The organism is Nocardioides nitrophenolicus, assembly GCF_016907515.1.
In the GTDB taxonomy this organism is placed as follows: Bacteria; Actinomycetota; Actinomycetes; order Propionibacteriales; family Nocardioidaceae; genus Nocardioides; species Nocardioides nitrophenolicus.
Map to the genome: position 1 here is coordinate 5,792,114 of NZ_JAFBBY010000001.1, position 22,904 is coordinate 5,815,017.

Consider the following 22,904-nt stretch of genomic DNA (forward strand, 5'->3'; position numbering starts at 1 on the left):
GTGAGCACCGCGACCCGACTGACCGACCTCCGACGCGGGCTGGAGACGCGCCTGGTGCCGCTCGCCTGGGCGAACCTCGTCGCCAACATCGGGATCGTGGTGACCGGCGGCGCCGTGCGACTCACCGGCTCCGGCCTGGGCTGCCCGACCTGGCCGAAGTGCACCGAGGAGTCCTACACGACCCACGCGGCGCTCGGCATCAACGGCATCATCGAGTTCGGCAACCGGCTGCTCACCTACGTCCTGCTCGCCATCGCACTCGCCTTCGTGGTGGCCGCCTGGCGGCGCGGCGGCCGGGTGCGCGCCCTCGGCCTGGTCGTGCTCGCCGGCATCCCCGCCCAGGCCGTCGTCGGCGGCATCACCGTGCTCACCGACCTCAACCCCTGGGTCGTCGCCGGCCACCTGCTGGTGTCGATGGCGATGGTCGGGGTCTGCGTGTGGGTGCTCGACGACCTGACCGGGCCGGTGCGTGGGGTCGCCTCGGTGGCGGTGCGCCGGCTCGGGTGGGCCACCTTCGGCATCGGCTGGGTGGTGCTCTGGCTCGGCACCGTCGTCACCGGCTCCGGGCCCCACTCCGGCGACCTCGAGTCCCGGCGTACCGGACTCGACCCGGAGGTGGTCTCCCACGTCCACGGGATCTCGGTCGGCGTCCTGGTGGTGCTGACCGTGGCGCTGCTCCTGGTCGCGCGCGGCCGCGGCGACCGATGGGTCGCCACCTTCGCGGGGATGCTGCTGGTCGTCGAGCTGGCGCAGGGACTGCTGGGGTACGTGCAGTTCTTCACCGACCTGCCCGAGGTGCTGGTCGGGCTGCACATGCTCGGCGCGGCGCTCGTCGCGGCCGGGTTGGCCCGGGTGGTCGTCACCACGTACCCGCGGGGGTGAGTCGGCCGCGCTTCGGGCGGGCGTTCCACTGATCGGACCGTCTGGCGTTGCGGTTTGGGACCAAACCGCAACAAATCGGGCCCTGGGCATGCGGTCTCTGCCCAATCGCGGCCTGGTCTGACCACCTCACGGCCGGTGTCAAGCCCGCCCCGCCGAGACCTACTCACCGAGCCCCTGCCCACCGCCCGGTCGCCCCCACCCCGATTGCGGTTTGGTCCCAAACCGCAACATTTCGACCCCCAGGCATGCGGTCTCTGCCCAATCCCGGACTGGCCTGACCACCTCACCAAGCGCGCACCGAGCACACCGAGCACACCAAGCACACCAAGCACACCAAGCACACCAAGCACACCGAGCACACCGCCGCCACCGACGGAGCCACCGCCCCGCCGGCCCCTGCCGGCCCCTGCCGACCAGCGCCGTCAGTGCAGCAGCGGGTCGATCGCCACGGCGACGAACAGCAGCGACAGATAGAGGTTCGAGGAGTGGAACAGCCGCATCGGCTGGAGCACGCTCAGCTCCTCGGAGGTCCGCGCCCGGCGGTGGAGCCCATGGGCCTGCACCAGGAAGACGGCGCCGAGCACCCCCGCCGCGATCGGGTACGCCGGCCCGGTGGACGCGACGGGCCACAGCACGAGCGAGGTCGCGACCATCACCCACGAGTAGACGACGATCTGCAGCGCGACGGCGCGGGCGGGCTTGACAACGGGGAGCATCGGGACGTCGACCTGAGCGTAGTCCTCGCGGTAGCGCAGCGCGAGGGCCCAGGTGTGGGGCGGGGTCCAGAAGAAGACGACCAGGAAGAGCACGACCGGCACCCAGGACAGCTCGCCGGTGACGGCGGTCCAGCCGATGAGGGCCGGGAAGCAGCCGGCGATGCCGCCCCAGACAATGTTCTGGGTGGTCCGCCGCTTGAGAAGCATCGTGTAGACGAAGACGTAGAACGCGTTGGCCGAGACCGACAGGACGGCCGACAGGGGGTTGACCCACACGGCCAGCACGACCGTCGAGACGACGCCCAGCACCACGCCGAAGACCAGCGCGGCCCCGGGCGAGACGATGTGGCGGGGCAGCGCCCGGCGTCGGGTACGACGCATCTGCTCGTCGATGTCGCGGTCGTAGACGCAGTTGAAGACCGACGCGGAGCCGGCGGAGAGGGTGCCGCCGATGACGGTGGCGACGACCAGGCCGAGGGCGGGTACGCCGCGGGCGGCGAAGAACATCACCGGCACGGTGGTGAGGAGCAGCAGCTCGATGACCCGCGGCTTGGTCAGCCCGACGTACGCGAGAACGACGTCGCGGAAGGTCGCCTTCTGCGGTCCCTCGTCACCGGACAGCAGCTCGGGGCTGGTCGGGTCGACGTAGGTCACGGAAGTCCTCGCAAACAGGGGCAGAAGCGGTCCGAGTGTAGCCCGACTGGGTCCCGGGCCGGGCACCGAGCCGGTGTCGTGCTCACCACGGACGTCGGTAGGCTCGGAACCATGATCCCGGACCTGGACTGGACCGACCTCGACCGCAAGGCCGTCGACACCGCGCGGGTGCTCGCGATGGACGCCGTCCAGAAGGTCGGCAACGGCCACCCTGGCACCGCCATGAGCCTGGCGCCGGCCGCGTACCTGCTGTTCCAGAAGGTGATGCGCCACGACCCCGCGGACCCGGCGTGGATCGCGCGCGACCGCTTCGTGCTGAGCTGCGGCCACTCCTCGATCACCCTCTACACCCAGCTCTTCCTCGGCGGCTTCGGCCTCGAGCTCGGCGACCTCGAGGCGCTGCGCACCTGGGGCAGCAAGACCCCGGGTCACCCGGAGTTCGGCCACACCGCCGGGGTCGAGGTCACCACCGGCCCGCTCGGCCAGGGCGTCGCCAACGCGGTCGGCATGGCGATGGCGGCGCGCCGCGAGAAGGGCCTGCTCGACCCGGCGGCCGGCGACGGGCCGTCGCTGTTCGACCACCACGTCTACGTGCTCGCCTCCGACGGCGACCTCGAGGAGGGCGTGAGCAGCGAGGCGTCCTCGATCGCCGGCACCCAGGAGCTCGGCAACCTCACGGTCATCTACGACGCCAACCGGATCTCGATCGAGGGCGACACCCACATCGCGTTCAACGAGGACGTCGCGAAGCGCTACGAGGCCTACGGCTGGCACGTCCAGACCGTCGACTGGACCGGCAACGACCACAACGACCTCGCCCACTACGAGGAGGACGTCCCGGCCCTCTACGACGCGCTGAAGGCCGCCGACGAGGTCACCGACCAGCCGTCGCTGATCGTGCTGAAGACGGTGATCGCCTGGCCGGCGCCCAACGCGCAGAACACCGAGGCAGCCCACGGCTCGGCGCTCGGCGCAGAGGAGGTCGCGGCCACCAAGGCGGTGCTGGGCTTCGACCCCGACAAGAGCTTCGAGGTCCCCGCCGACGTGCTGGCCCACACCCGGGGCCTGATCGCGCGCGGCAAGGCCTGGCAGGCCGAGTGGCTCACGGCGTACGACGCGTGGGCCGCCGCCAACCCGGAGCAGGCCGCGCTCCTCCACCGGCTCAAGGACCGCCGCCTGCCCGACGGCATCGAGGACGCGCTGCCGGTCTTCGAGGCCGACGCCAAGGGCGTCGCCACCCGCGCCGCGTCCGGCAAGGTGATCAACGCGATCGCCGGCATCATGCCCGAGCTGTGGGGCGGCTCGGCCGACCTCGCCGGCTCCAACAACACGACCATCAAGGACGCCAAGTCCTTCCTGCCTCTCGACCGCGGCGTCGAGGAGTGGCCCGCCGACCCCTACCAGGGCCGGGTGCTCCACTTCGGCATCCGCGAGCACGGCATGGGCGCGATCATGAACGGCATCGCCGTCCACGGCGGCACCCGCGTCTTCGGCGGCACCTTCCTCACCTTCTCCGACTACATGCGCGGCGCGGTCCGGGTGGGCGCGCTGATGGGCGCTCCCGTCGTCCACGTGTGGACCCACGACTCCATCGGTCTCGGCGAGGACGGTCCGACCCACCAGCCGATCGAGCACCTCGCGGCGCTGCGCGCGATCCCCGGGCTCGACGTGGTCCGCCCGGCCGACGCCAACGAGACCGCCGCCGCGTGGCTCCAGGTGCTGCGCAACAGCGACCGCCCGGCCGGGCTGATCCTGAGCCGCCAGAACCTGCCGACCTTCCCGCGCGGTGCCGAGGGCTACGCCACCACCGACGACGTCGCCAAGGGCGGCTACGTGCTGCTCGACGCCGAGGGCGGACAGCCCGATGTCGTCCTGCTCGCCACCGGCTCGGAGGTGCAGTACGCCGTCGCGGCCCGCGCCCAGCTCGCCGCCGAGGGCGTCCACGCGCGGGTGGTCTCGTTGCCCTGCCTGGAGTGGTTCGACGCCCAGACCCAGGCCTACCGCGACAGCGTGATCCCGCCGACCGTCAAGGCGCGGGTCTCGGTCGAGGCGGGCGTCAAGCAGGGCTGGCGCGAGTACGTCGGCGACGCCGGCCGGATCGTCAGCATCGACCACTACGGCGCGAGCGCGGACGCCGGAACGCTGTTCCGCGAGTTCGGCTTCACGCCCGAGGCCGTCGTCCAGGCGGCCCGCGAGAGCATCGCCGCGGCTGCCCGGGACTGAACCGGGCACCACCAGAACGAAACCCACCGCTGAGGAGGAACCGATGACTGATCGACTGAAGGCCCTCGCTGACGCGGGGGTGTCCATCTGGCTCGACGACCTGTCGCGCGAGCGGATCGAGACCGGCAACCTGGCTGACCTGGTCCGCGAGCGCTCGGTCGTCGGCGTGACGACCAACCCGACGATCTTCGCGAGCGCGATCGCCAACGGCGAGCGCTACGACGCCCAGGTGCGTCAGCTCGTCGAGGGCGGCGCCGGCGTCGACGAGGTGATCTTCGCGCTGACCACCGACGACGTGCGCAACGCCTGCGACGTGCTGTCCCCCGTGGCCGCCGCGCATCCCGCCGACGGCCGGGTGTCGATCGAGGTCGAGCCGACCCTGGCCAACGACACCGACGCCACCATCACCTCCGCGAAGGCGCTGTGGGCCGCCGTCGACCGCCCCAACGCGCTGATCAAGATCCCCGCCACGCTCGAGGGCCTGCCGGCCATCACGGCGACCATCGCGGCCGGGATCAGCGTCAACGTCACCCTGATCTTCTCCGTCGAGCGCTACCGCGCGGTCATGGACGCCTACCTCGCCGGCCTCGAGCAGGCCCGCGACGCCGGCATCGACCTCGGCACCATCCAGTCCGTGGCCTCGTTCTTCGTGTCGCGGGTCGACACCGAGATCGACGCCCGCCTGGAGAAGATCGGGACCGACGAGGCGCTGGCCCTGCGCGGCCAGGCCGCCGTGGCCAACGCCCGGCTCGCCTACGCCGCGTTCGAGGAGGTGCTGGCCTCGGAGCGCTGGCGGTCGCTGGCGGCGGCCGGGGCCCACCCGCAGCGGCCGCTGTGGGCCTCGACCGGCGTGAAGAACCCGGCGTACTCCGACACCCTCTATGTCACCGACCTGGTCGTGGCCGACACGGTCAACACCATGCCGGAGAAGACCCTGCTCGCCTTCGCCGACCACGGAGAGGTGAACGGCGACCAGGTCACCGGCCGGGCCGGCGAGGCGCAGGCGGTGTTCGACCGGATCGCCGCGGCGGGGGTCGACCTCGAGGACGTGTTCGTGACCCTCGAGACCGAGGGAGTCGACAAGTTCAAGGTCTCCTGGACCGAGCTGGTCGCCACCGTCGAAGCGCAGATGGCGGCGACGTCGGGCCAGGCCGGAGCCTGACCTCCGTGGGCGCGGCTCCCGTCGACCCGACCGCGACCGAGGCCTGGCGGCGGCTCACCGAGCTCGCCGCCGGCTTCCGGCCCGACCTGCGCCGGATGCTCGCCGACCCCGAGTGGGTGGCGCGCTCCACGGTGCGGGCGGGCGAGCTGCGCGTCGACCTCTCCAAGAACCTGGTCACGCCCGAGATCTGGAAGGCGCTGCACGCGCTCGCCGGCGAGGTCGAGCTTCCCGCCCGACGGGACGCCATGTTCCGCGGCGAGCACATCAACGTCACCGAGGACCGCGCGGTGCTCCACACCGCCCTGCGCCGAGCAGCGGGCACGGACTTCGTGGTCGGCGGCGCCCCCGTCGTGGAGCAGGTCCGGGCGGTGCTGAGCCGGGTCTACGCGTTCGCCGACGACGTCCGCTCGGGCGCCTGGCGCGGGTTCACCGGCCAGCCGATCCGCACGGTCGTCAACATCGGCATCGGCGGCTCCGACCTGGGCCCGGTGATGGCCTACGAGGCGTTGAAGCCATACGTCCACGACGGCCTCGAGTGTCGCTTCATCAGCAACATCGACCCCACCGACGCCGCCCAGGAGCTCGCCGGACTGGACCCCGCGACCACGCTGTTCATCGTGTCCAGCAAGACCTTCGGGACGCTGGAGACGCTGACCAACGCCCGGCTGTGCCGCACCTGGCTGCTCGACGGCCTCGGCGTCGGCGAGGAGGCCGTGGCCCGCCACTTCGTGGCCGTCTCGACCGCTCTCGACAAGGTCGCGGAGTTCGGGATCGACCCGGCGAACGCCTTCGGCTTCTGGGACTGGGTCGGCGGCCGCTACTCCGTCGACTCCGCCATCGGCACCTCCCTGGCGGTGGCGATCGGACCGGAGCGCTTCGAGGAGTTCCTCGGTGGCTTCCGGGCCGTCGACGAGCACTTCGTCAGCGCGCCGCTCGAGCAGAACGTGCCGGTCCTGATGGGCCTGCTCAACGTCTGGTACACCAACTTCCTCGGCGCCCAGTCGCACGCCGTGCTGCCCTACTCGCAGCTGCTGCACCGGTTCCCGGCGTACCTCCAACAGCTCACCATGGAGTCCAACGGCAAGAGCGTGCGCTGGGACGGCTCGCCGGTCACCACCGACACCGGAGAGGTGTTCTGGGGCGAGCCGGGCACCAACGGCCAGCACGCGTTCTACCAGCTCATCCACCAGGGCACCCGGCTCGTCCCGGCCGACTTCATCGGCTTCGCCACCCCGGCGTACCCGCTCGTCGACGGCGAGACCGACGTCCACGAGCTGCTGCTGGCGAACTTCCTGGCCCAGACCAAGGCGCTGGCGTTCGGCAAGACCGCCGAGGAGGTGCGCGCCGAGGGCACGCCCGAGGCGATCGTGCCGGCGCGGGTGTTCTCCGGCAACCGGCCGACCACCTCGATCATGGCGCCCGCGCTCACCCCGGCGGTGCTCGGCCAGCTGATCGCGCTCTACGAGCACATCACCTTCACCCAGGGCGTGGTGTGGGGCATCGACAGCTTCGACCAGTGGGGCGTCGAGCTCGGCAAGCAGCTCGCGCTGCAGATCGCCCCCGGTCTCGCCGGTGACGCCGCCGTCCTCGCCGAGCAGGACGCGTCCACCCGGGCGATGATCGACTACTACCAGGAGCAGCGCCGCCGATGACCGAGACTCCCCCGCCGCTCGTCGAGGTCCATGCCGACGCCGAGACGCTCGCGACCGCGGTCGCCGGCGAGCTGCTCAACCGGATCGCCGACGCCCAGGCGGCCGGCCACGTCCCCCACGTCGGGCTCACCGGCGGCACCATCGCCGAGGCCGTGCACCGCGAGGTCGCCCGCCTGGCGCCGGCGTCCGGTGTCGACTGGGGCGCGGTGGTGCTCTGGTTCGGCGACGAGCGGTTCGTGCCCGCCGACTCCCCCGAGCGCAACCTCAATCAGGCCCGCGCGGCCTTCCTCGACGAGGTCGGCGCCTTCCGGGTCCACAGCGCACCCGCCTCCACCGAGGTCGGCTCGGTCGAGGAGTCCGCGACGGCGTACGCCGACAGGCTCCGCGCCGAGGGCGGCCCCGAGTTCGACGTGCTGATGCTCGGCGTCGGCCCCGACGGGCACGTCGCCTCGCTGTTCCCCGGCCACCCGGCCCTCGACGCCGTCGGCGCGGCCACGGTCGCGGTCCACGACTCCCCCAAGCCGCCGCCCGAGCGGGTCAGCCTCACCTTCGAGGCGGTCAACCGCGCCCAGTCCGTGTGGTTCCTGGTCAGCGGCGAGGCCAAGGCCGACGCCGTACGCCGGGCGCTCGCCGAGGACGGTCAGGTCACCGAGACCCCGGCCCGTGGTGTCGCCGGCCGCACCGAGACCGTCTGGTTCCTCGACGCGGCCGCCGCCTCGCTCGTCTGACCCGTCAGCAACTGGCCCCGCAATCGGGCCAGTTTCTGCCGGGTCGGCCGAATAACAGAGCCAGTTGGAGCCGGGTCGGCTCAGAAGATGATCTCGCCGGACTTGCGGCGCGAGCGGAGCAGCTGGATCGCCTCGTCGAGGATGACCTCGGCCTCCTTGTCGGAGCGCCGCTCCTTCACGTAGGCGAGGTGGGTCTTGTAGGGCTCGATCTTCGGCGCCGGCGGCGCGTTCTCGGAGTCGAGACCGGCGGGCAGGCCGCACTTCGGGCAGTCCCAGGAGTCCGGGACGGACGCCTCGACGGAGAAGGTGATCACCGAGCGGTGGTCGTTCGCACAGAAGTACGTGACGGCCTGCCGGGGAGCGGCCTCGCCGCGCTCGGCCTCGCCCATCGGACCCGCACCGACGCGACTCCCGCGGATCGCGTTCCCACCACCAGCCAACGGATTCTCTCCTCAAGCCCTCGGACGACCCGGCACTGCCCGGGTCGGTTGCAAAGCGATCTGTGCTGTCAGTTCTGATAGGCGAGCAGGAGGCCCAGTGCGATCACGCAGGCGAACCAGATCACGCCGATCCCGACCGTGAACCGGTCGAGGTTGCGCTCGGCGACCGAGGATCCGCCGAGCGAGCTCGACACACCGCCACCGAACATGTCCGAGAGGCCGCCGCCCCGACCCTTGTGCAGCAGCACGAGCAGGATCAGGATCAGGCTCGTGATCACGAGCAGCACAGTCAGAAGCGTCGACACGCGAGGAATCCTACGTCAGGCCCGGTACTAGGACAGCACCGGCATGTCGTAGAAGCGGCAGATTCCGCCGAACTCGTCGGCCTCGAGGCTCGCGCCGCCCACGAGAGCGCCGTCGACGTCGGCCTTGGCCATGATGCCGGCGACGTTCGCGGCCTTGACCGAGCCGCCGTAGAGGATCCGTACGGCGTCCGCCGCCTCGTCGCCGAACAGCTCGCGCACCTTGCCGCGGATCGCCGCGCAGACCTCCTGCGCGTCGTCCGGGGTGGCGACCTCGCCGGTGCCGATCGCCCAGACCGGCTCGTAGGCGATCACCAGGCCGGCGACCTGCTTCGCGGACAGCCCGGCCAACGAGCCCTCGACCTGGGCGTTGGTGAACGCGACGTGCTCCCCGGCCTGACGGATCTCGAGGCCCTCGCCGACGCACACGATGGGCGTGATCTTCTCCCCCAACGCGGCCTTCGCCTTGGCGTTGACCACCGCGTCGGTCTCGGCGTGGTACTGGCGCCGCTCGGAGTGGCCCACCACGACGTACGAGCAGCCCAGCTTGGCGAGCATCGCCGCGGAGATCTCCCCGGTGTAGGCGCCGGCGGCGTGCGCGGAGACGTCCTGGGCGCCGTAGCGGATGGCGAGCCGGTCGCCGTCGATGAGCGTCTGCACCGAGCGGATGTCGGTGAACGGCGGGATCACCGCCACCTCGACCTTGCCGTAGTCGTGGCGCTTGTCGGACAGCGTCCAGGCCAGCTTCTGCACGAGGACGACGGCCTCGGCGTGGTTGAGGTTCATCTTCCAGTTGCCCGCCATCAGCGGGGTCCGTGCAGCGGCCATGTCAGGCGCCTTCCTCTTCGAGGACAGTGATGCCGGGCAGCTCCTTGCCCTCGAGGTACTCGAGGCTGGCGCCACCACCGGTGGAGATGTGGCCGAACGCGGCCTCGTCGAACCCGAGCGTGCGCACGGCGGCCGCGGAGTCGCCACCGCCGACGACCGACAGGCCGTCGACCTTGGTCAGCGCCTCGGCGACCGCACGGGTGCCCTCGGCGAAGGCGGCCTGCTCGAAGACGCCCATCGGGCCGTTCCAGAACACCGTCCGGGCGTCGGCGAGCGCGGCGGCGAAGGCCTGGCCGGACTCGGGACCGATGTCGAGACCGAGGGCGTCGGCCGGGATCGCGTCGGCCGCGACCACGCGTGCGGAGGCTTCGTCGCCGAAGCTGTCGGCCACGACGACGTCGGTGGGCAGCACGATCTCGACGCCCAGCTCCTTGGCCCGCGCCTGGTAGGCACGCACCGTGTCGAGCTGGTCCTCCTCGAGCAGGCTGTTGCCGACCTCGAGACCGTCGGCGCGCAGGAAGGTGAAGACCATGCCCCCGCCGATGAGCAGCTTGTCGGCCTTGCCGAGCAGGTTGTCGATCACGCCCAGCTTGTCGGACACCTTGGAGCCGCCGAGCACGACGACATAGGGCCGCTCGGGGTCGACGGTGAGCCGGCGCAGCACCTCGACCTCGGCGGCGACCAGGCCGCCCATGGCGTGCGGCAGGCGCTGCGCGACGTCGTAGACGCTGGCCTGCTTGCGGTGCACCACGCCGAAGCCGTCGGAGACGAACGCGTCGGCGAGGCCGGCCAGCTGGTCGGCGAAGGCGCCCCGCTCGGCGTCGTCCTTGCTGGTCTCGCCGGCGTTGAACCGGACGTTCTCCAGCAGCGCGACCTCGCCGTCGCGCAGCGCCGCCACGGTCTCCTGGGCCGAGGCGCCGACGGTGTCGGTCGCGAACGCGACGGGCGCGCCGAGCAGCTCGCCCAGGCGGGCGGCGACCGGCGCCAGGGAGTACGCCGGGTCCGGCTCGCCCTGGGGCCGCCCGAGGTGGGCGGTGACGACCACGCGGGCGCCGGCGTCGGCCAGCGCGCGGATCGTCGGGACGCTGGCGCGGATCCGGCCGTCGTCGGTGATCCGGCTGCCGTCGAGCGGGACATTGAGGTCGGAGCGGACCAGGACGCGCTTGCCACTGACCTCGCCGAGGCCGTTGTACTCAGTCACGGGGTCAGAGCGTAGTGCCCACGTGCGTGATCAGGTCGGCGAGGCGGTTGGAGTAGCCCCACTCGTTGTCGTACCACCCCGCGACCTTGACCTGGTTGCCGATCACCTTGGTCAACGGCGCGTCGAACACGCACGACGCCGGGTTCGTCACGATGTCCGACGACACGATCGGATCCGTCGAGTACACCAGGAACCGGCCATCAGCAGCCGCCTTCACGATCGCGTTGACCTCCTCCACACTCGTCTCCCGCGACGCCTCGAACGACAGGTCCGTCAACGACCCCGTCGGCGTCGGCACCCGCAACGCATAGCCGTCCAGACGACCCTTCAGCTCCGGCAGCACCAACCCGATCGCCTTCGCCGCACCGGTCGAGGTCGGGATGATGTTCAGCGCCGCCGCCCGCGCCCGGCGCAGGTCCTTGTGGATGTTGTCCTGCAGGTTCTGGTCCGCGGTGTAGGCGTGCACCGTGGTCATCAGCCCCTTCACGATGCCCAGCCCGTCGTTGAGCGCCTTGGCCATCGGCCCCAGACAGTTCGTCGTGCACGAGGCATTCGAGATCACCGTGTGCGCCGCCGGGTCGTAGACCTCGTGGTTGACCCCCATCACGATCGTCACGTCCTCGTTCGACGCCGGCGCGGAGATGATCACCTTCCTCGCCCCACCGCCATCGACGTGCGCACGGGCCTTGGTCGCATCGGTGAAGAAGCCGGTCGACTCCACCACCACGTCCACCCCCAGGTCGCCCCAGCCCAGCGCGGCCGGGTCACGCTCGGCGAAGGCGCGGATCTCGGCACCGCCGACGGTGATCGCGGTGTCGGTCGACTCGACCTCGGCGTCGAGCGGACCCAGGATCGAGTCGTACTTCAGCAGGTGCGCCAACGTCGCGTTGTCGGTGAGGTCGTTGACCCCCACGATCTCGATGTCGGCGCCGCTCGCGCGCACCGCCCGGAAGAAGTTGCGGCCGATCCGGCCGAACCCGTTGATGCCTACGCGAACAGTCACTGCGAACCTCCTGGGAGAGCGGGACCTTCTCGGTCCTCCGACCCTATCCCGGAGGCGGGAGCCGCGTCAGGGGTCGGCTCAGGCGTCGCCGGCGAGCATCTCGGGCGTCAGCGACGCCTCCGTGTCGGGTACGCCGAGCTCCTCGGCCCGCTTGTCGGCCATCGCCAGCAGCCGCCGGATCCGGCCGGCGATGGCGTCCTTGGTGAGCACCGGGTCGTGGAGCTGTCCGAGCTCCTCGAGCGATGCCTGCTTGTGCTCCAGGCGCAGCTCGCCCGCCATCCGCAGGTGGTCGGGCACCTCGTCGCCGAGGATCTCCATCGCCCGGTGCACCCGGGCGCCCGCGGTGACGGCGGCGCGGGCCGAGCGGCGCAGGTTGGCGTCGTCGAAGTTGGCGAGCCGGTTGGCGGTGGCCCGGACCTCGCGCCGCATCCGGCGCTCCTCCCACGCCATCAGCGTCTCGTGGGCGCCGAGCCGGGCGAGCAGCTGACCGATCGCGTCGCCGTCGCGGATCACGACCCGGTCGACGCCCCGGACCTCGCGGGCCTTGGCCTGGATGCCGAGCCGGCGGGCGACACCGACCAGGGCCAGGGCGGCCTCGGAGCCGGGGCAGGTCACCTCGAGCGAGGAGGAGCGGCCCGGCTCGGTGAGCGAGCCGTGGGCGAGGAAGGCGCCGCGCCAGGCGGCGACGGCGTCGCACGCACCACCGGACACGACGGCCGGTGGCAGGCCGCGCACCGGTCGGCCGCGCTGGTCGAGCAGGCCGGTCTGGCGGGCCAGCGCCTCGCCGTCCTTGACCACCCGGACGATGTAGCGGCTGCCCTTGCGCAGGCCGTTGCCCTGCACCATGACGACCTCGGAGCCCTGGCCGTAGATCTCGGAGATGTCCTTGCGCAGCCGGCGCGCGGCGGCGCCGGTGTCGAGCTCGGCCTCGACGACGATCCGGCCGCCGACGATGTGGAGCCCACCGGCGAAGCGCAGCATCGAGGCGACCTCGGCCTTGCGGCAGCAGACCTTCGTCACCGGGATGTTGGCAAGCTCCGCCTTGACCTGTGCCGTCATCGCCATAGGGGCGATCCTAAGGCGAGGGTCAACAACCCTCGAAGACGCGGGCGTACGCCGCGGCCAGCTTGGCCGGGTCGTGCCGCACGCTCCCGTCGCCGGCGGCCACGTCGTCGACGACCAGCCGCGCGCCGATCGCGGCCACGACCTCCTCGAGCTCGCCGAGGCCGTCGGCGACCGACGTACGGTCGGCCAGGACGACGTCGATCGCCAGGTCGGGTGCGTGCTCGACCAGGACGGCGAGGTGGTCGGCCGGCCCGAAGCCACCGGTCTCACCGGCCTGCTCCTCGAGGTTGAGCACGACGACCACCCGAGCCGGCGTCGCGACCAGCGCCTCGCGCAGCCGCGGGACGAGCAGGTGCGGGAGCACGCTGCTGAACCACGAGCCCGGCCCGAGGACCACCCAGTCGGCGGCGGCGATCGCATCGACCACCGCGGGGCTGACCTCCGGGTCCGCCGGCTCCAGCGCGATCTCCGCGATCACCCCGTCGGTCGTCGCGACCTCGACCTGGCCGCGCACCGTGGTCAGCACGTCGGGCTCGCCGGGCACCAGGCCGCGGACCCGCGCGGTGATGTCCATCGGCGTCATCGCCATCGGCAGCACCCGGCCCTTGGCGCCGAGCAGCCGGCCGACCCAGTCGAGGGCGTCGACGTGGTCGCCGAGCAGCTCCCACAGGCCCACGATCAGTAGGTTGCCGACCACGTGGCCGCGCATCTCGCCGTCGCCCGCGAACCGGTGCTGCAGCACCTGCGCCCAGGTGGCGCCCCACTCGTCGTCGCCGCAGAGCGCGGCGAGCGCCATCCGCAGGTCACCGGGCGGCAGTACGCCGAACTCGCCACGCAGGCGGCCCGACGAGCCGCCGTTGTCGGCCACGGTGACCACCGCGGTCAGCTCGTCGACGGTGAGGTCGTCGAGCAGCTGGCGCAGCGCGCTCAGCGAGGCGTGCAGGCCGTGGCCACCGCCGAGCGCCACCACGGCCTGCGCCCGCTGGTCGGTCCCGAGGAGGTCCGAGCTCACTCGCGCCCCAGATCCCGGTGGATCGCGCGGGCGACGTAGCCCTGCTCCCCCATCCGGCGAGCGATCTCCTCGGTCATCGCCACGCTGCGGTGCTTGCCGCCGGTGCAGCCGATGGCGACCCGCATGAACCTCTTGCCCTCACGCAGGTAGCCCTCGGCGACGCCGGACAGCAGCGCGACGTAGCGGTCGGCGAACTCCGCGGCGCCCGGGCGCCCCAACACGTAGGCCGACACCTCGGCGTCCTGGCCGGTGCGGGGGCGCAGCTCGGGCACCCAGTGGGGATTGGGCAGGAAGCGCATGTCGGCGACGTGGTCGGCGTCGACGGGGATGCCGTACTTGAAGCCGAAGCTGATCACCGAGACCCGCAGCCGGGTGGTCTCGGGCGTGCCGAAGGACTCCGCGATCCGGTCGGTGAGCTGGTGCACGTTGAGGCTGCTGGTGTCGATGACCAGGTCGGCCTCGGAGCGCAGGTCGGCGAGCACGACGCGCTCGCGCTGCAGGCCGTCGAGCAGCCGGCCGCCCTGCTGGAGGGGGTGCGGCCGGCGCGCCGCCTCCTGGCGCCGGACCAGCACCTCGTCGGTCGCGTCGAGGAACACCAGGGTGGTGGTGCGGCCCGCGACGCCGTGGGCGAGCGCACTGCGCAGGCCCTGGAAGAAGGACCCGGACCGGACGTCGACGACGACCGCCACCGGCTGGGCCGGACCGTGGCTCTCGTCGACCAGCCGGACCACCTCCGGGAGCAGGCTGGGCGGGAGGTTGTCGACGACGAAGAAGCCGAGGTCCTCCAGCTCCTTGGCCGCGGTGCTGCGGCCGGCACCGGTCATCCCGGTCACGACCACGAGCTGCCCGTGCGTCTCATCCATGGGCGTCATTGTGACCGGTCGCGGGCGCCGTCGCCGGTTCGAGGGCCTCCTTGATCGCGCTCGCCGTCCGCGGCCCGACACCGGGCACGGCCGCGATCTCCTCGACGGTGGCGGCCCGCAGCTTGCGCAGCGAGCCGAAGTGGCGCAGCAGGGTCTTGCGCCGCACCTCGCCCAGACCGGGCACGTCGTCGAGCAGGCTCTCGACCATCGACTTGGAGCGCCGGTTGCGGTGGTGGGTGATCGCGAACCGGTGCGCCTCGTCGCGCACCCGCTGCAGCAGGTAGAGCCCCTCGGAGGTGCGCGGCAGGATCACCGGGTCCTCCTCGCCGGGCACCCACACCTCCTCGAGCCGCTTGGCGAGACCACAGATCGGGATGTCGTCGATGCCGAGCTCGTCGAGCGCGCGCTGCGCCGCCGCGACCTGCGGGGCGCCGCCGTCGACGACCACCAGGCCCGGCGCGTAGGCGAACTTGCGCGGCCGGCCGGTGTCGGGGTCGACCAGCATCGGGCCGGTCCCCGCATCGGGATCCCCGGGCCGCAGCTCCGAGCGAGCCTGCTCGTCGAGCAGCCGCCGGAACCGGCGGGTGATGACCTCGTGCATGGCCTTGACGTCGTCGGAGCCGTCCTGGTCCTTGATCACGAACCGGCGGTACTCGCCCTTGCGGGCCAGGCCGTCCTCGAACACCACCATGGACGCGACGATCTCGGTGCCCTGGATGTGGGAGACGTCATAGCACTCGATCCGCAGCGGCGCCTCGTCGAGCTCGAGCGCCTCCGCGATCTCGGCGAGCGCGCGGTTGCGGGTGGTCAGGTCACTGGCCCGCTTGGTCTTGTGCAGCGCCAGGGACTCGGTGGCGTTGCGCGCCACGGTCTCCTGGAGGGTCCGCTTGTCGCCGCGCTGCGGGACCCGGATCTCCACCTTGGCGCCGCGCAGGTCGGAGAGCAGCTGCTCGAAGGTGGCGTGCTCGGCCGGCAGCGCCGGCACCAGGATCTCTCGCGGGACGGCGTCGCGGACGTCCTCGGGCGCCACGCCGGCGTACAGCTGGAGCAGGAAGTCCTCGACCAGCGCCGCGGTGTCGCCGTCGTCGGTGCGGTCGGCCACCCAGCCCCGCTGACCGCGGATCCGCCCGCCGCGCACGTAGAACACCTGGACCGCGACCTCGAGCGGGTCCTCGGCGAGCGCGATCACGTCGGCGTCGGAGCCGTCGCCGAAGACCACGGCCTGCTTCTCCAGCGCCTTGTTCATCGCGCCCAGGTCGTCGCGCAGGCGCGCCGCCTTCTCGAAGTCCAGCGCGTCGGAGGCGGCGTACATCTCCTGCTCGATCCGCCTCATGAACGGGCGGGTGCGGCCGGCCATGAACTCGCAGAAGTCGTCGACGATCGCGCGGTGGTCCTCGGGCGAGATGTTGCCGACGCAGGGGGCTGAGCACTTGTCGATGTAGCCCAGCAGGCACGGCCGCCCGATCTGGCTGGATCGCTTGAACACGCCATTGCTGCACGAGCGCATCGGGAAGACCCGCAGCAGGATGTCGACGGTCTCGCGGATCGCCCAGGCGTGGCTGTAGGGGCCGAAGTACCGGGTGCCCTTGCGCTTGGCGCCCCGGCCGACCATCACCCGCGGGAAGTCCTCGGACACGGTGACCGCGAGCCACGGGTAGGACTTGTCGTCGCGGTACTTCACGTTGAAGCGCGGGTCGTACTCCTTGATCCAGGAGTACTCCAGCTGGAGCGCCTCGACCTCGGTGCCGACCACGGTCCACTCGACCGAGGTCGCCGTGGTGACCATGGTGGCGGTGCGGGGGTGCAGGTTGCCGATGTCCTGGAAGTACGACGACAGCCGGGCCCGCAGGTTCTTGGCCTTGCCGACGTAGACGACGCGTCCGGTGCGGTCGCGGAACCGGTAGACGCCCGGCTGGGTGGGGATCGAGCCGGGCTTGGGCCGGTACGACAGAGCGGGTGTCACGTCCTCAACCCTAGTTAGCGGTGCCGACACTCCCTTATTCGAGTTGGTCGCGTGCTTTACTAGAGTTATGCGCTGTCGGGATGCCTACGGGTACGAGCTCACCACCGGTCCCCTGGCCGCCGACGCCTACGTCGACGGCATCCGCGACCTGCTGCGGCTGCGCACCGGCGCCGCGAGCCGGATCGCCACCGCCATCGCCCTCGACCCGACGTTCGCGCTCGGGCACGCCGCGCTCGCCCTGCTCGGCCACGAGATGTGCGTCGAGGTCGACATCGCCGCCCGGCTCGCAGACGCGCGGCTGCACGCCGGCCGGGCCACCGAGCGCGAGCGCAGCCACGTGCACGCGGTCGAGCGGCACCTCGTCGGCGACTCCGCTCCCCTCGTGGCCCACCTGGCGGCGTACCCGCGCGACGCGCTGCTGCTCTCCGTCGCGATGCCGACCATCGCCTTCGCGGGCGTCACCGACGTCCCCGAGCAGGCCTGGCGGATCGTCGAGGACGCGGCCCCGGCGTACGGCGACGACCCGTGGATCACCGGGCTGATGGCGTTCGTGCGCCAGGAGCAGCGCCGCTTCGACGAGGCGATGGAGCTGTCCTGTCGCTCGCTGGCCGCCGAGCCGTCCGGCGGGCACGCCGCCCACGCCCGGGCGCACGCCCACTACGAGACCGGCGACCACGCCGCAGGCCTGCGCTGGATGGACGGCTGGATCACCGGCGACGGCGCCGCGACCGACAGCCTCACCCACTTCTCCTGGCACGCCGCCCTCCACGAGCTGTCCATCGGCGACCTCGCGGCGGTGCGCGCCCGCTACGAGAGCCAGCTCCACCCCCGCCAGGCCGTCGGCTGCCGGGCGCTCGTCGACACCGGGTCGCTGCTGTTCCGGTGGGCGATCACCCCGGACGCGGTCGACGTCCCGCCGGTCGCGGAGGTGGTCGCGGTCACCGGGCGCGACGTCCTCGAGCGCCCGGGCACCGCCTTCCTCGGCCTCCACGCCGCGGTCGCCCTGCTCGCGACCGACGACCGGCCCGGCCTGCGCCGACTCGCCACCTGGTGCGCCGGCCACCCCAACCCGACCCACCGCGAGGTCGTCGCGCCGCTCGCGACCGCACTCGAGCTGCTCGCCGCCGGCCGCTGCTCGGCCGCCGCCGACCGGCTCGCCGCCCTCGCCTCGTCGACCTGGCGGCTCGGCGGCTCCGACGCCCAGCGCGAGATCATCGAGGAGGCCCGGATCGCCGCCCTGCTCCGGGCCGGACGGTACGACGACGCGCGCCAGGTCCTCGACGCCCGGCTCGACCGCCGCGAGTCGCCGCGGGACCGGATCTGGCGCGCCGGCGCCGGCATCCCGATCCTGGCCGGCTGAGCCGCTCCGGGCGCTGGGGCCGGGCCCGCTCAGGCGGCGAGGATCTTGTCGCCCTGGACGTCGATCTCGACCTTCGCCAGCGCCGACGGGGCGGGACCGCCCTCGACCTCGCCGGTGCTCGCGGAGTACGACGAGCCGTGGTTGGCGCACAGGATGGTGTCGTTCTCGACCGAGGTCACCAGCAGCCCCTGGTGGGTGCACACGGCGGTGAACGCGGCGTACGTCCCGGCGCTCGGCTGGGTGATCACGATCTTCTGGTCGGTCAGGATGACGCCACCGCCGACGGGCACCTCCGAGGTCGACGCGAGCTCGGTGCCGCTCGCGACCTTGGCGCTGGACGAGCCGCCGTCGTCGCCGCCGGCGCAGCCCGCCAGCGCGGTCGCCACGCCGAGCGCGCCGAGCCCGGAGAAGACGATCCGCCGGCTGGCCCGGACCTCGCCGAGGCTCATCCGCGCTGCACCTGACCGTCGACGACGGTGACCGTGACCTCGGGCAGCGCGACCGACGCCGGGCCGGACTCCACCGAGCCGTCCGTGGCGGAGAACGTGCTGTTGTGGCACGGGCAGTGGATCGCGCCGTCGGACACCGAGCCGACCAGGCAGCCCTGATGGGTGCAGAGCGCCGAGAAGGCCTTGAACTCCCCCGCCACCGGCTGGGTCACCACGAGCTCGTCGGACTTGAGCACCACGCCCCCGCCGACGGGTACGTCGGCCGCCGCCACCAAGCCACCGGCCGCGGTGGGCGCGCTGGTGGAGCTGGTCGACGGAGCCGTGGTCGCGGCGTCGGGGGTCTGGGCAGACGTCGGGGCGGACGTCGGGGCGTCGGTCACCGGGTCGCTCGCGGCGGTCGAGTCGTCACCGCAGGCCGCCAGCAGCGGAACGCCGATCCCGAGCGTCGCGGCCCCCGAGAGGGCGCGCCTCCTGCTCACCGTGGAAGTCATGCGCGCCAGGCTACGGGCCGCCCCTGAGAGCGACCTATGAGGACGCCTTGGCCGCCCCCTTACGGGCCGCCGCCTTCTTCGGCGCGGCCTTCTTGGCGGGGGCCTTCTTGGCGGCGGTCTTCTTGGTGGGCGCCTTCGCCGCCGCGGGAGCTCGCTTGGGCGCGGCCGGCTGGCGGGCGGCCCGGCCGTCGAGCAGCGGCTGGAGGAAGGTGCCGGTGTGGCTGCCGGGGGTGGCGGCGATGTCCTCCGGCGTTCCCTCGGCGACGACGGTGCCGCCCCGCGAGCCCCCCTCGGGGCCCATGTCGATCAGCCAGTCGGCGGTCTTGATGACGTCGAGGTTGTGCTCGATCACCAGGACGGTGTTGCCCTTGTCGACCAGGCCGGACAGCACCCCGAGCAGCTTGCGGATGTCTTCGAAGTGCAGGCCGGTGGTCGGCTCGTCGAGGACGTAGACCGTGCGGCCCGTGGACCGCTTCTGCAGCTCGGCGGCCAGCTTGACGCGCTGGGCCTCGCCCCCCGAGAGCGTGGTCGCCGGCTGGCCGAGTCGGACGTAGCCCAGGCCGACCTCGGTCAGCGTCTTCATGTGGCGCGCGATCGCGGGCACGGCCGCGAAGAACTCCTGGGCCTCCTCGATCGGCATATCGAGGACCTCGGCGATGGTCTTGCCCTTGTAGTGGACCTCGAGTGTCTCGCGGTTGTAGCGAGCTCCGTGGCACACCTCGCACGGGACGTAGACGTCGGGCAGGAAGTTCATCTCGATCTTGATCGTGCCGTCGCCGGCGCACGCCTCGCAGCGCCCGCCCTTGACGTTGAACGAGAACCGGCCCTGCTGGTAGCCGCGCATCTTGGCCTCGGGGGTCTGCGCGAACAGCTTGCGGACGTGGTCGAACACTCCGGTGTAGGTCGCCGGGTTGGACCGTGGGGTGCGCCCGATCGGCGACTGGTCGACGTGGATCACCTTGTCGACGTGCTCGAGGCCGGTGATCTTCTGGTGCCGCCCCGGGATGGCGCGGGCGTTGTAGATCTGCTTGGCCAGCGAGGTGTAGAGGATGTCGTTGACCAGGGTCGACTTGCCGGACCCGGAGACACCGGTGACGGCGGTGAACACGCCGAGGGGGAAGGCGACGTCGACGTTCTTCAGGTTGTGCTCCCGGGCGCCGATCACCTTGAGCTCGCGGCCCTTGGTGCGGGGGCGGCGGACGGCGGGCACCGGGATCTCGCGACGGCCGGAGAGGTACTGCCCGGTCATCGAGTCGGGGTGCTCGAGCAGGTCCTTGACCGTGCCGGAGTGGACCACCTGGCCGCCGTGCTCGCCGGCGCCGGGCCCGATGTCGACGATCCAGTCGGCCACCCGGATGGTGTCCTCGTCGTGCTCGACGACGATCAGGGTGTTGCCGAGGTCCTTGAGCCGGACCAGGGTCTCGATCAGCTTCTGGTTGTCGCGCTGGTGGAGGCCGATGGACGGCTCGTCGAGGACGTAGAGCACCCCGACCAGTCCGGCGCCGATCTGGGTCGCGAGCCGGATCCGCTGCGCCTCGCCGCCCGACAGCGAGCCGGAGGGCCGGTCGAGGGAGAGGTAGTCGAGGCCGACGTCGAGGAGGAAGTTGAGCCGCTCCTGGATCTCCTTGAGCACCCGCTCGCCGATCTGGCGCTCGCGGGCGGACAGGTCCAGGTCGCGCAGGTAGGCGGCCGCCTCGTTGATCGGCAGCGCGCAGACCTCGGCGATGTTCTTGCCGCCCTGGTCGCGGGCGCCGAGCGTGACCGACATGGACACCGGCTTGAGCCGGCTGCCGGCGCACACCGGGCACGGCACCTCGCGCATGAAGCCCTCGAAACGCTCCCGGCTGGTGTCGCTCTCGGCCTCGCGGTGCCGGCGCTCGACGTAGGTGCGCACGCCCTCGAAGTCGGCGTAGTAGGACCGCTCGCGGCCATAGCGGTTGCGGGTGACGACGTGGACCTTGGTGGCGTGGCCCTCGAGGATCGCCTTGCGCGCCTTGGGCGGGAGCTGCTCCCACGGGGTGTCGACGTCGAAGCCGAGCTCCTCGCCGAGGGCGATGAGCAGCCGGCCGAAGTAGTCGGCGACGTGGGCGTGGCTCCACGGCTGGAGCGCACCCTCGGCCAGGGTGGCGGTCGGGTCGGGGACGACCAGCTCGGGGTCGACCTCCATCCGGGTGCCGAGACCGGCGCATGCCGGGCAGGCGCCGAACGGAGAGTTGAACGAGAACGAGCGCGGCTCGAGGTCGTCGGTCTCGATCGGGTGCTCGTTGGGGCACGCCATCTTCTCGGAGAACTTCAGCTCCTGGCCGCTGTCGACCAGGTCGAACACGACCAGGCCACCGGCCAGCCCGAGCGCGGTCTCGACCGAGTCGGTGAGCCGGCGCTTGGCGGACTCCTTGACCGCGAGCCGGTCGACGACCACCTCGATGGTGTGCTTGTACTTCTTGTCGAGGGTCGGCGGGCTGTCGAGGTTGTGGGTCTCGCCGTCGACCCGGGCCCTGGAGAAGCCCTGGGTCTGGAGCTGGCGGAAGAGCTCGACGAACTCGCCCTTGCGGCCGCGGACCACCGGGGCCAGCACCTGGAAGCGGGTGCCCTCGTCGAGGGCGAGCATCCGGTCCACGATCTGCTGGGGGGTCTGCCGCTCGATCGGGGCGCCACAGGTCGGGCAGTGCGCGCGGCCGGCGCGGGCGTAGAGCAGGCGGAGGTAGTCGTAGACCTCGGTGATCGTGCCGACCGTGGAGCGTGGGTTCTTGCTCGTCGACTTCTGGTCGATCGACACCGCCGGCGAGAGGCCCTCGATGAAGTCGACGTCGGGCTTGTCCATCTGGCCGAGGAACTGGCGCGCGTACGCGGACAGCGACTCGACGTAGCGCCGCTGGCCCTCGGCGAAGATCGTGTCGAAGGCGAGGCTCGACTTGCCCGAGCCGGACAGGCCCGTGAACACGATGAGCGAGTCGCGGGGAAGGTCGATCGAGACGTCCTTGAGGTTGTGCTCGCGTGCCCCGCGGATGATCAGCTGATCGGTCACTACCGGTCCCTCGTGAGAGTGTCGTCGTCTTCGAACAAGTGTTCGCCATCGTACGTCGGCAGGCAAGCCGCCGCGCACAGGGAACAGCCTCTCACCCACCGCCGACACAACCCCTGTCCACGCTCGCCGAGCAGGCATGATGTGGCCGTGACCACTCCCGCCGCCGCCCTCGACGCCGCCACCGGACGGCTCCTCGCCACCGCCCGGGCCCTGCCCGCCGCCGCGTGGTCGGCTCCGTCGCTGTGTGCCGGCTGGACCCGCGGCCACGTGCTCGCCCACCTCGCCCTCAACGCGGAGGGCCTCGCCGGCGTGCTCCGTGGGTACCGCGACGGCACGCCCGTGACCATGTACTCCTCCGACGAGGCGCGCGACGGCGACATCGCCGTGCTCGCCACCGCGACGCCCCAGGAGATCCTGGCCCGCCTGGTCGCCGGCAGCGCCCGGCTGGCCGAGGTGCTCGACGTGGCCGCCGGACTGGCCCCGGGCAGCACCTTCGAGCGCACCCCGGGCGGGCAGCCGATGCCCGCGGACGCCGTACCGCACCTGCGCCTGCGGGAGGTCGAGATCCACCACGCCGACCTCGGCGCCGGCTACACCGCCTCCGACTGGCCGCCCACGACCGCCCTGTCCTTCCTGCGCGACGAGGCCGAGCGGTACGACGGCCCGGGCTTCCACGTGGTCGCGACCGACGAGCCCGCCCGCTGGGCGTTCGGCTCCCCCGGCGCCGACGCCCCCACCGTCAGCGGGCCCCTCGGCGCCCTGGCCTGGTGGGCGACCGGCCGGACCGCGGCGCCAGTAGTCTCGAGCACGACCGGAACGCTGCCGAGCCTGGAGGGACGATGAGCTACACCGGAGAGGTCACCGTCGGCGGGCCCGCCGACGTCC

General features: G+C 72.1%; 20 protein-coding genes. 7 read left to right on the forward strand and 13 right to left on the reverse strand.

Annotation, left to right across the window (positions count from 1 at the left end; genetic code table 11):
- Entirely contained in the window at positions 1 to 882 is an 882-nt protein-coding gene (locus JOD66_RS27885) for a COX15/CtaA family protein (protein WP_307823773.1), read from the forward strand.
- A 422-nt stretch (positions 883 to 1,304) separates the two neighbouring features.
- On the opposite strand, the gene JOD66_RS27890 is transcribed toward JOD66_RS27885, so the two are convergent.
- On the reverse strand, positions 1,305 to 2,222 hold the full coding sequence (locus tag JOD66_RS27890; RefSeq protein WP_239547274.1) for a heme o synthase: 918 nt from the start codon (positions 2,220 to 2,222) through the stop codon (positions 1,305 to 1,307).
- 141 nt (positions 2,223 to 2,363) lie between these two features.
- Here JOD66_RS27890 and tkt point away from each other — a divergent pair, with 141 nt between their 5' ends.
- Genes tkt through pgl form a run of 4 tightly spaced genes read left to right on the forward strand, consistent with a single transcriptional unit; the run spans position 2,364 to position 8,017 of the window.
- The gene (tkt, locus tag JOD66_RS27895; RefSeq protein ID WP_205126155.1) at positions 2,364 to 4,475 is read left to right on the forward strand and encodes a transketolase; all 2,112 of its coding nucleotides are present in this window, start codon (positions 2,364 to 2,366) and stop codon (positions 4,473 to 4,475) included.
- 43 nt (positions 4,476 to 4,518) lie between these two features.
- The gene (gene tal / locus JOD66_RS27900) at positions 4,519 to 5,637 is read left to right on the forward strand and encodes a transaldolase (protein ID WP_205126156.1); all 1,119 of its coding nucleotides are present in this window, start codon (positions 4,519 to 4,521) and stop codon (positions 5,635 to 5,637) included.
- 5 nt (positions 5,638 to 5,642) lie between these two features.
- Positions 5,643 to 7,289, forward strand: a complete 1,647-nt coding sequence (gene pgi, locus JOD66_RS27905) for a glucose-6-phosphate isomerase (RefSeq protein WP_205126157.1) — start codon at positions 5,643 to 5,645, stop codon at positions 7,287 to 7,289.
- On the forward strand, positions 7,286 to 8,017 hold the full coding sequence (gene pgl / locus JOD66_RS27910; RefSeq protein WP_205126158.1) for a 6-phosphogluconolactonase: 732 nt from the start codon (positions 7,286 to 7,288) through the stop codon (positions 8,015 to 8,017). Before pgi ends, pgl begins: the two co-directional genes overlap by 4 nt.
- A gap of 80 nt (positions 8,018 to 8,097) precedes the next feature.
- Here pgl and JOD66_RS27915 read toward each other — a convergent pair whose 3' ends face one another.
- The 9 genes from JOD66_RS27915 to uvrC all read right to left on the reverse strand — a co-directional run bounded on the left by JOD66_RS27915 (position 8,098) and on the right by uvrC (position 16,694).
- Entirely contained in the window at positions 8,098 to 8,457 is a 360-nt protein-coding gene (locus tag JOD66_RS27915) for an RNA polymerase-binding protein RbpA (RefSeq protein ID WP_141007576.1), read from the reverse strand.
- A gap of 68 nt (positions 8,458 to 8,525) precedes the next feature.
- Positions 8,526 to 8,762: a preprotein translocase subunit SecG gene (gene secG, locus JOD66_RS27920; RefSeq protein ID WP_052138671.1), complete on the reverse strand. Its 237-nt coding sequence runs from the start codon at positions 8,760 to 8,762 to the stop codon at positions 8,526 to 8,528.
- A gap of 27 nt (positions 8,763 to 8,789) precedes the next feature.
- Positions 8,790 to 9,587, reverse strand: a complete 798-nt coding sequence (gene tpiA, locus JOD66_RS27925) for a triose-phosphate isomerase (RefSeq protein ID WP_205126159.1) — start codon at positions 9,585 to 9,587, stop codon at positions 8,790 to 8,792.
- A 1-nt stretch (position 9,588) separates the two neighbouring features.
- Positions 9,589 to 10,788, reverse strand: coding sequence for a phosphoglycerate kinase (locus JOD66_RS27930; RefSeq protein ID WP_205126160.1), 1,200 nt, complete (start codon positions 10,786 to 10,788; stop codon positions 9,589 to 9,591).
- A 4-nt stretch (positions 10,789 to 10,792) separates the two neighbouring features.
- Complete coding sequence (gene gap, locus JOD66_RS27935; protein ID WP_205126161.1) at positions 10,793 to 11,791, reverse strand: type I glyceraldehyde-3-phosphate dehydrogenase; 999 nt, start codon at positions 11,789 to 11,791, stop codon at positions 10,793 to 10,795.
- Positions 11,792 to 11,869: 78 nt separating this feature from the next.
- The gene (gene whiA, locus JOD66_RS27940) at positions 11,870 to 12,856 is read right to left on the reverse strand and encodes a DNA-binding protein WhiA (RefSeq protein ID WP_203045115.1); all 987 of its coding nucleotides are present in this window, start codon (positions 12,854 to 12,856) and stop codon (positions 11,870 to 11,872) included.
- A 22-nt stretch (positions 12,857 to 12,878) separates the two neighbouring features.
- Positions 12,879 to 13,868, reverse strand: a complete 990-nt coding sequence (locus JOD66_RS27945) for a gluconeogenesis factor YvcK family protein (protein ID WP_307823774.1) — start codon at positions 13,866 to 13,868, stop codon at positions 12,879 to 12,881.
- Positions 13,865 to 14,731, reverse strand: a complete 867-nt coding sequence (gene rapZ / locus JOD66_RS27950; RefSeq protein WP_205126162.1) for an RNase adapter RapZ — start codon at positions 14,729 to 14,731, stop codon at positions 13,865 to 13,867. The genes JOD66_RS27945 and rapZ overlap by 4 nt, the downstream gene beginning before the upstream one ends.
- Positions 14,724 to 16,694, reverse strand: coding sequence for an excinuclease ABC subunit UvrC (gene uvrC, locus JOD66_RS27955; RefSeq protein ID WP_205126163.1), 1,971 nt, complete (start codon positions 16,692 to 16,694; stop codon positions 14,724 to 14,726). Before uvrC ends, rapZ begins: the two co-directional genes overlap by 8 nt.
- A gap of 67 nt (positions 16,695 to 16,761) precedes the next feature.
- On the opposite strand from uvrC, the gene JOD66_RS27960 reads away from it, so the two are divergent.
- Complete coding sequence (locus tag JOD66_RS27960; RefSeq protein WP_205126164.1) at positions 16,762 to 18,054, forward strand: tetratricopeptide repeat protein; 1,293 nt, start codon at positions 16,762 to 16,764, stop codon at positions 18,052 to 18,054.
- A gap of 29 nt (positions 18,055 to 18,083) precedes the next feature.
- Here JOD66_RS27960 and JOD66_RS27965 read toward each other — a convergent pair whose 3' ends face one another.
- From JOD66_RS27965 to uvrA, 3 genes are read right to left on the reverse strand one after another with little or no spacing between them, the layout of a single operon-like run.
- On the reverse strand, positions 18,084 to 18,503 hold the full coding sequence (locus JOD66_RS27965; RefSeq protein WP_205126165.1) for a Rieske (2Fe-2S) protein: 420 nt from the start codon (positions 18,501 to 18,503) through the stop codon (positions 18,084 to 18,086).
- Positions 18,500 to 18,994, reverse strand: coding sequence for a Rieske (2Fe-2S) protein (locus JOD66_RS27970; protein ID WP_205126166.1), 495 nt, complete (start codon positions 18,992 to 18,994; stop codon positions 18,500 to 18,502). Before JOD66_RS27970 ends, JOD66_RS27965 begins: the two co-directional genes overlap by 4 nt.
- A gap of 34 nt (positions 18,995 to 19,028) precedes the next feature.
- Positions 19,029 to 22,019 carry an excinuclease ABC subunit UvrA gene (gene uvrA, locus JOD66_RS27975; protein ID WP_205126167.1) on the reverse strand — a complete coding sequence of 997 codons (2,991 nt, stop codon included), beginning with the start codon at positions 22,017 to 22,019 and terminating at the stop codon, positions 19,029 to 19,031.
- 147 nt (positions 22,020 to 22,166) lie between these two features.
- Between uvrA and JOD66_RS27980 the strand changes: the two genes are divergently transcribed.
- Positions 22,167 to 22,862 (forward strand): maleylpyruvate isomerase family mycothiol-dependent enzyme, encoded by a 696-nt coding sequence (locus JOD66_RS27980; protein WP_205126168.1) that lies wholly within the window; start codon positions 22,167 to 22,169, stop codon positions 22,860 to 22,862.
- The last annotated feature ends 42 nt before the right edge of the window (positions 22,863 to 22,904 follow it).

Excerpts from the sequence above, each read along its gene's own strand:
- tkt (WP_205126155.1), top strand. The coding sequence starts at position 2,364 with ATGATCCCGGACCTGGACTGGACCGACCTCGACCGCAAGGCCGTCGAC.
- tal (WP_205126156.1), top strand. The coding sequence starts at position 4,519 with ATGACTGATCGACTGAAGGCCCTCGCTGACGCGGGGGTGTCCATCTGG.
- pgl (WP_205126158.1), top strand. The coding sequence starts at position 7,286 with ATGACCGAGACTCCCCCGCCGCTCGTCGAGGTCCATGCCGACGCCGAG.
- tpiA (WP_205126159.1), bottom strand. The coding sequence starts at position 9,587 with ATGGCCGCTGCACGGACCCCGCTGATGGCGGGCAACTGGAAGATGAAC.
- whiA (WP_203045115.1), bottom strand. The coding sequence starts at position 12,856 with ATGGCGATGACGGCACAGGTCAAGGCGGAGCTTGCCAACATCCCGGTG.
- rapZ (WP_205126162.1), bottom strand. The coding sequence starts at position 14,731 with ATGGATGAGACGCACGGGCAGCTCGTGGTCGTGACCGGGATGACCGGT.
- JOD66_RS27960 (WP_205126164.1), top strand. The coding sequence starts at position 16,762 with ATGCGCTGTCGGGATGCCTACGGGTACGAGCTCACCACCGGTCCCCTG.
- JOD66_RS27965 (WP_205126165.1), bottom strand. The coding sequence starts at position 18,503 with ATGAGCCTCGGCGAGGTCCGGGCCAGCCGGCGGATCGTCTTCTCCGGG.
- JOD66_RS27970 (WP_205126166.1), bottom strand. The coding sequence starts at position 18,994 with ATGACTTCCACGGTGAGCAGGAGGCGCGCCCTCTCGGGGGCCGCGACG.